This window comes from Virgibacillus sp. AGTR (assembly GCF_016919725.2).
Lineage (GTDB): Bacteria > Bacillota > Bacilli > Bacillales > Amphibacillaceae > Virgibacillus > Virgibacillus salarius.
The window spans coordinates 1-7,270 of the sequence record NZ_JAJERH010000117.1; the positions used below are offsets into that span (position 1 = coordinate 1).

8 protein-coding genes are annotated in these 7,270 nt (G+C 38.4%); 1 reads left to right on the forward strand and 7 read right to left on the reverse strand.

Annotated features, from left to right (window positions below):
• Positions 1-63 precede the first annotated feature (63 nt).
• The 7 genes from JUJ52_RS22195 to JUJ52_RS22225 form a co-directional block, all read right to left on the reverse strand.
• Positions 64-405, reverse strand: coding sequence for a thioredoxin family protein (locus JUJ52_RS22195; protein WP_205389516.1), 342 nt, complete (start codon positions 403-405; stop codon positions 64-66).
• Positions 406-824: 419 nt separating this feature from the next.
• On the reverse strand, positions 825-1,361 hold the full coding sequence (locus JUJ52_RS22200) for a GbsR/MarR family transcriptional regulator (protein WP_026679642.1): 537 nt from the start codon (positions 1,359-1,361) through the stop codon (positions 825-827).
• A gap of 143 nt (positions 1,362-1,504) precedes the next feature.
• A complete protein-coding gene (locus JUJ52_RS22205) occupies positions 1,505-3,172 on the reverse strand; it encodes a CocE/NonD family hydrolase (RefSeq protein ID WP_205389517.1) in 1,668 nt (555 codons plus the stop codon).
• A gap of 33 nt (positions 3,173-3,205) precedes the next feature.
• A complete protein-coding gene (locus JUJ52_RS22210) occupies positions 3,206-3,856 on the reverse strand; it encodes an ABC transporter permease (protein ID WP_205389518.1) in 651 nt (216 codons plus the stop codon).
• A 1-nt stretch (position 3,857) separates the two neighbouring features.
• Positions 3,858-4,778: an osmoprotectant ABC transporter substrate-binding protein gene (locus tag JUJ52_RS22215; protein WP_205389735.1), complete on the reverse strand. Its 921-nt coding sequence runs from the start codon at positions 4,776-4,778 to the stop codon at positions 3,858-3,860.
• A 25-nt stretch (positions 4,779-4,803) separates the two neighbouring features.
• Entirely contained in the window at positions 4,804-5,448 is a 645-nt protein-coding gene (locus JUJ52_RS22220; protein WP_026679645.1) for an ABC transporter permease, read from the reverse strand.
• Between the two features lie 13 nt (positions 5,449-5,461).
• Positions 5,462-6,622 carry a betaine/proline/choline family ABC transporter ATP-binding protein gene (locus JUJ52_RS22225; RefSeq protein ID WP_026679646.1) on the reverse strand — a complete coding sequence of 387 codons (1,161 nt, stop codon included), beginning with the start codon at positions 6,620-6,622 and terminating at the stop codon, positions 5,462-5,464.
• 425 nt (positions 6,623-7,047) lie between these two features.
• On the opposite strand from JUJ52_RS22225, the gene JUJ52_RS22230 reads away from it, so the two are divergent.
• Positions 7,048-7,270, forward strand: a 223-nt coding sequence (locus JUJ52_RS22230; protein ID WP_228089201.1) for a hypothetical protein, incomplete at its 3' end; no start/stop codon positions are given.

The window sequence follows — 7,270 nt, forward strand, 5'->3', positions numbered from 1 at the left end:
CTTATTAGAAACGATAACGTAACAGCTATATGAAAAAGTACACTTGTCTAAACAGGACTATTGTCAATCTAATCTGTCCAGATTTGTATATAGTCGATCTAATTTAGCAGCTAATAGATCCATATGCACCATTCTTGCCTCTCGTATATATTCCTTTCCATTTACAAATAGAAGAAGCACGGGAACTGTAAAAATGGAAAAATGACCAGCCACTTCTTCCACCTGCTCTGCTCGTATATGTACAGCGTTTATTTTAGGGTAATTCTCCATGAGTGATTCCACTTGTGGTAATAAGCTATGACATACACTACAACCTTGACGAGATACATAGAGAAAGGCAAGACGATTTGTATCGATAAAATGGTCAATCCCAGCAATGTTTGTTAATTCAGGAAAATGATTCATTGTTGCTCCCACCTGTACGTAGTAGTAATATGGACCGTCCTTATCCCGCAAATAACTGGCAGTAAGCTCCCCACTTCATGTAATAAAGAGAAAAACTAATATGGATAAAAGGGGGATCAACTGCCAGTAAATGTCCGATTGGTTCACCTAACCATTCGTGGGGATAAACAAAAACCCTACGGATAGAAGTTTCACTTTAGATAGATCGATGCTCTTATCATACCATGCCCTGACTGTAACTACGCTCCTAAATGCCTAAGTTTGGATGGATTTCAAGCATCAACATCTTTTAAACGCTTCTGAATGGGGAGATGGGAAAACTTTTTCTACTGATGGTATACGAGTTCCAGAAGGGACTTACAAAAAGCGGTGAATTCGCAAAAGTAATAACTTTATACGAAAACACCGCTTTTTCCATTTTAAGGTTGTTTTTTGGGTACGTGCTCGAATATTTCACCACTTGCGAAGAATTCAGTAACTCGTTGAATCCAGTCATAGTAATCCATCCACTCTCGTATTTCATGGAGAAGCTCATTAATTGCTTGTTCATTTTCTGCTGTTACATCTGCTTCTTGTTGTAATGTATCTAATTTTTGAATTAACCGTTGTTCAAAATTTCGGCTACGATTAATCGCCTTTTGCCATGTAAATATGAACAGAGAAATAAATGTCTGATAATAATCTTCTTCCACTTGATATAAATCTTTTCGGACACCTTTCTTAAATACACGCTCAGCAATGTTCATATCAATCATTTCCCGAACAACCTGACTCATTCTGGTTTTGCTCATTCCGGTCTCAGCAGATAGCTCGTCTAGAGTCATTGGTTCTCTATTCATATAAATGATACCAAGCACGCGTCCAACACTTGTCGATACCCCAAAGGCGTTCATATTATCTGTTATCTTTTCAATAAATTGTGTTTTAACATTTTCAATTTGTTCTGTATTATTCATTGTATAAATCTCCTTATTGGCATGCTCTTTGAACTGTACCACATTGTAGCTAAAAACCAAAATGATGAAAGCAACATATTATTTATATAATTTGCCAAGGGAAAGGAATAATAGAATAACATCTTTAACAATTGATTCTACAATTAGATCATTGTAAATGGAACAATGATTTTGGATGCCATTTTTCCTCCATGATAAATCGTTTCATTCGCTACAACCCCATCTTTATGGGTTTTTGTTGTCTTACCGTTGTTTAAATTAATATCATACAACGGTGCGTTACTTGCTGCAATATCTAGCCGTATCTGATGGCCCTTTGGTAACGTATATGCAGTTGTTCCAATTTCTGCTAATAAACAAATTGGGTGGCTGTCTATCACCTTTTCACGATGAAATGAGTGCATTAGTACCCATGCTCGACCGCTTGGATCTACATCAGCTATTCGTAAAGAAATATCACATAAGCTTGTTGGAGAAGAGCACCAAATTTCTGCTTTGAGTGTGCCTAATAGTTGGATATCATTACTTATCGGCTTCGTTGTATAAACAAGCACATCATTACGTTCATGCAGATCGTTTATATCAAATATACCTGAATCAACACCTGCTATCAACGAACCCCCTCCACGAGTTGGAACAGGATTGTATGGATCAAGTGTAAGTGAACTTTCTGTCACCTGACAAGACGGAATGGAAACTAACTTTCCATCTCCTGCACTTGTCTGCGACTTACCGTTACTTTCCAAAAAATATTCTTGTTGTTTAACGATAGGGAATTCTTCGTATGCCGCCCATTTTTGTTGTCCCATCAAATAGAGTTGTACCGGTTTTTGGATATACAATGGCTTATCTTTTAACCATTTATCAAACCATTGTATATGCACTTCGGTAGGGTCTGTTATTTGGTCAACACCTATATTCTTAGCTGCGACCTCAAAGAATTTTTCACCAGCATGACCAGTCATTTGTTCATGCGTCCACGGACCAATCCACAGCATTTTTTCCCCATGATATGCTTTATAGGCTTGTAATGTTTGGGAAAGCAATGCGTCAAACCACCCTCCCATAAAGAGAGCTGGTATATCTACATCGCGTAATTGGCTCTCCAACTGCACACGTTCGATGAAATGATCGTCCAACCTTCCTTGCATAACATCAAAGAAAAATGAGTCTGGATCAAGGTCCTTCATTGGTGACCACTGGCTGGCGGGTGCCTCATGCAAATATTCGGTTATATGTTCCAAATAATGATTTAGCTGTAAGTCATCTAACTGATTTTTTCGTTTTAATTGATCCTCTATAATGGAACCTAACACCCATGTTTCAAACTTGCCAATCGCATGAGGAGTTGATCCAGTACCAATCATATCTCCAAAAGGATCAGCCATTGTCATAACAGGGGCTATGGCTTTTAAAGATGGTGGTTGTTCCACTGCAGCAGCAAGTTGTGTATAACCATGATAAGACATGCCAAACAATCCGACTTTTCCATTAGAAAATGGGAGACGAGCCGCCCATTCTACTGCCTCATAACCATCTTTTCCTTCATGTACAAATGGATAGAATTCTCCATCGGAGGCGTATCTTCCTCGTACATCTTGGAGTATTACCACATAACCCGCTTCTACCATTCGTGGTACTTCTAGGTACTCGTTATAATAGCGAGGCGTTTCCTTGTTATATGGGAGCCTTAACATAAGAACTGGGAATTCTCCTGCTTCAGTGGGACGGTAAACATCGGATCGTAAAATCGTTCCATCCGATAATTCACAGATTATATTCTTATCTATCAACAGGTTATGAGCCTTCATCATTTCCCTCCTCGTTAAACTGTTCATTGAACCTTACTTAGAAGATTTCACCGGTTGCAGTTTCCGTTCAATCCATCCCATAATCAGGTCAGCAATAATCGCCATTAACGCAGTTGGAATAGCACCGGCAAGAATGATTGGTGTGCCCTCCGTTGCATTTGTTCCAGTAAGGATAATCGCCCCTAGACCACCAGCACCAACAAAAGCTCCGATTGCTGCAATACCGATACCAATAACTAGCGCGGTGCGAAGCCCTGCCATAATAACACTAACTGCAAGAGGCAGTTCAACCATGCGAAGCAGTTGAAATCGAGTCATTCCAGAGGCATATCCAGCTTCAACCACATCTTTATTAACCTCTTTCATGCCAACATATGTATTTTGCGTAATTGGCAAAATGGAATAAAGCATCAGGGTAACTATTACAGTATTCGTACCAAGTCCCATTACAATCATAATAACAGCCATTGCTCCTAATGCTGGTATTGTTTGGATAATACTGCCGAAAGCCAGTACCCAACTGCTTAATTTCCCGTATTTTGCAATCAGTATACCAAGCGGAATGGAAATAATTGCTGCAAATAATACACCATAGGCAGCCATTAGAAAATGCCTGTAAAACTGCACCCAGATATAACCGCTATTCTGACTAACATAATGGATAAATTGTTCCAATGTTTCCATTTCACTCACCCGCCTTTACTGACTGCTCAAAGTAATTATGTTCTTCAAGAAATTGTTTAGCTACCTTCCGAGGGTTTATTAATTCCACATCTGCTTGATAATTTAGCTCTTGCATGGTTTCCGTAGAGATTTGATCATTTAGTCGTTGCGTGATCTCTTGAATTTTTGGATATTTCTCTAGTACCTTATTAGCAATCACTGGTGAAGCGTCATAAGGTGGGAAGAATTGTCGATCATCTTCAAGCACTTTCAGATTAAATTCTTTAATCCGTCCATCAGAAGAATATGCTAGAACAACATCCATATAGCCACTAGCGGCTGCTTGATACACGAGACCGATGTTCATTGGAAAAACCTCTCCAAAAGAAAAATAGGTTTCTTGAAATCCGTCATATCCGTCCCCTTTACGATTAATCCAAGCATTATCAACACCGAAACGTAAATCATTCGCATAAGGCTCTAAATCAGATATCGTTTCAATATCATTTTCTTTGGCGAATTCCTCTGTCACAGCTACAGAATAACTATTTTCAAATCCATATGGAGCCGCCCAAGTTTGATGGAAACGATCTAGAAATTCACGTTTTACAATTTGTAATGCTTTATCTGGGTCGGTGATCGGGTCCATACCAAGAGCTCCAGATAAATCTGTTCCTGTATAACGTGTACTTGTAATATCCAGATCCCCTCTAGTCATGCCTTGATGCTGAACGATAGATGACCCAAGATGCGTCACTAAGTCCGTATCTGCATCCGTTTCTCTCTCAATCATGATTGACAGCATTTCCGCAAGAATTTGGGATTCCGATGTACCTAATGCCCCAATTTTAATTGTTTCACTTGTTGTACTTGCTAGTCCAGGCAAGGAACAGCCAGAAAGGAACACAAATAGTAGAAGTAATATGCTGCCTTTATAAATCATTCTTTTCACATTTACACCTCCAAGTTTATGCCGTTTTATAAGAATCCTTTAATCCATCAGGTGTTAACCAATCTTCTAAAAATGCAAGTGAGCGATCTGCAATTAAGGCAAGTATCGTAGCCGGTATTGTCCCAGCAATAATTAGAGACGGTTGATATAAGTTCAATCCATCAAAAATAAAGTCACCAAGTCCTCCACCGCCAATGAAAGCTGCAAGTGTTGCCCAACCAACAAGATAAACAGTCGATAAGCGAATACCTGCCATAATTACCGGTAGAGATAAAGGAAGCTCCATCTTCACAATCGATTGCCAATTGCTCATTCCCATTCCTTTACCTGCTTCTTTTACTCCCTGATCAACATCACGCACACCAATATATGTATTACGTAAAATCGGTAACAAGGAATAGAAGAATAGTGCGAAGATCGCCGGAATCTTCCCAACTCCCATGATGGGAATGAAAAATGCTAGAATTGCTAGACTTGGAATAGTTTGTAAAATACCAATAAATGAGATGAAACGATCGGCAAAATTCGGTTTCCTCGATAAGATAACTCCAAGCGGTACAGCGACTAAAACGCCGAGAATAATCGCTGCTAGTGATATATATAAATGCTCCCACGTTTTAACAAACAGTTCATGACCGTATTCTGCAAGAAAATCCATCATTTTTGCTTCCCTCCTACTCTGCTCCTGTTGCAGCTAGTATTTCATTCGTCTCCATACCATCGCCCCATATCGTGTCATAGACGAGGTTAGCTAATGTCGCACGTGTCACAATTCCTGCTAGTTTTTTTTCATCATCAACAACAGGCACATATTTCACTCCTCTACGGAGAATTTTGTGAACGGTATCACGTAATAGACTATAGCGAGAGACGAAAAATAACTCTTTCTCCATTATTTCTTCTACAAGATGCATCTTTTTATAGTTTAAATTAATACCTTCTATGTCAATAAAGCCTTGGAGCTTATTCTCACTATCTACCACTAACAATGAATCTACATGTCTATCTTTCATTGTAGATATAGCAGATTTCAATGTCGTTCCCATTTGTACTGTTACAGGTGAATGCTCCATGATTTGTTCGACCGTAGTAACATCAGGTCGACCTTGAATTAATCGATCCTTACCTAGAAATTCTTCTACAAATTCATCTGCTGGATTTCGCAGAATCTCATCTGGAGTATCTGCTTGGACAATCTGTCCATCTTTCATAATCACAATACGGTCGGCAAGCTTCAACGCCTCATCCATGTCATGTGTTACAAAGACAATAGTCTTATCCAGTTCTTTTTGCAGTTTCTTAAATTCCTCTTGCAGCGCATCTCTTGTAATTGGATCAAGTGCTCCAAAAGGTTCATCCATTAAAATTAATGGTGGATTTGCTGCTAAGGCACGAAGTACTCCAATACGTTGTTGCTGGCCTCCACTTAATTCATGTGGGTATCGATCAAGAAATTCCTCCGGCATATCTACTAGTTGTAATAATTCCCGTGCGCGTTTATCTTTCTGTTCTTTTGACCATTTTAATAGTGTTCCAACAAGCACAATATTTTCTTTAATTGTCATATGTGGCATGAGGCCAATTTGCTGGATCACATATCCGATAGATCGTCGTAATTTTACAGGGTCTTGCTCTATCACATCTTTTCCATCAACAAGAATGGATCCTTCTGTTTTATTAATGAGGCCATTGACCATTTTCATTGTGGTTGTTTTACCACATCCACTTGGACCAATAAAACAAACAAATTCACCTTTTTTAATATGTAAATTCAGATCCTTAACGGCTATTGTACCGTCTTCAAATTGCTTGGAAACGTGTTTAAATTCTAACAATGCTAGCACCTCCATTAATACTGTCGAACTTTGTCGTCCTATACTAGTATAGGAAAAAGAAGCGATTATCGAAACAAGCATTTAAATTCATACAGTATAAAAAATTTATAAAATTTATATTGTATAAAGTTTTTATACTGTATAACGTAGAATTGCTTAAAAATTCTTCGTATTTAATGGTGATCTGTTTTTTTACTAAGATAAATAATGGAAAAAAAGCGATATGAAGTTATATGAATCATACAGAAGAATTAGGGTGTCTTGTGGATTGTGGTGAATTATAGAATGTAAAGGCATCTATAAACAATAAAATAAGGTCGAGGGTTAAAAATGTGTGGATAACCTGTGGGAAATGCCGGTGCTGTTTTAACGCAAAGACATATAATAGTAGAAATCATTACAAGCTTGTAGAGATTTGCCCATGAATGAATCTCCCAATACAGAAAGTCGATACGATAGGTATCGGCTTTTTGCTTTATAAGTTAAGAAAGTATAAAATCAGTGCAATGACTGCGTTAAGCCAAGTAGTTATTTTGAATGTTAGATGTATATTGGCAATGCTCCGACTAATTACTTCGCTTTCGGCGGGCACGGCTTCAACTAACTTTGCAAAGAAGAACACGTTGCAAAGTGGATTTTCGGCTCGCG

What these genes read in the sequence shown, in the direction of transcription:
- JUJ52_RS22210 (WP_205389518.1), bottom strand. Translation starts at nt 3,856, where the DNA reads ATGGAAACATTGGAACAATTTATCCATTATGTTAGTCAGAATAGCGGT.
- JUJ52_RS22205 (WP_205389517.1), bottom strand. Translation starts at nt 3,172, where the DNA reads ATGAAGGCTCATAACCTGTTGATAGATAAGAATATAATCTGTGAATTA.
- JUJ52_RS22195 (WP_205389516.1), bottom strand. Translation starts at nt 405, where the DNA reads ATGAATCATTTTCCTGAATTAACAAACATTGCTGGGATTGACCATTTT.
- JUJ52_RS22215 (WP_205389735.1), bottom strand. Translation starts at nt 4,778, where the DNA reads ATGATTTATAAAGGCAGCATATTACTTCTACTATTTGTGTTCCTTTCT.
- JUJ52_RS22200 (WP_026679642.1), bottom strand. Translation starts at nt 1,361, where the DNA reads ATGAATAATACAGAACAAATTGAAAATGTTAAAACACAATTTATTGAA.
- JUJ52_RS22220 (WP_026679645.1), bottom strand. Translation starts at nt 5,448, where the DNA reads ATGATGGATTTTCTTGCAGAATACGGTCATGAACTGTTTGTTAAAACG.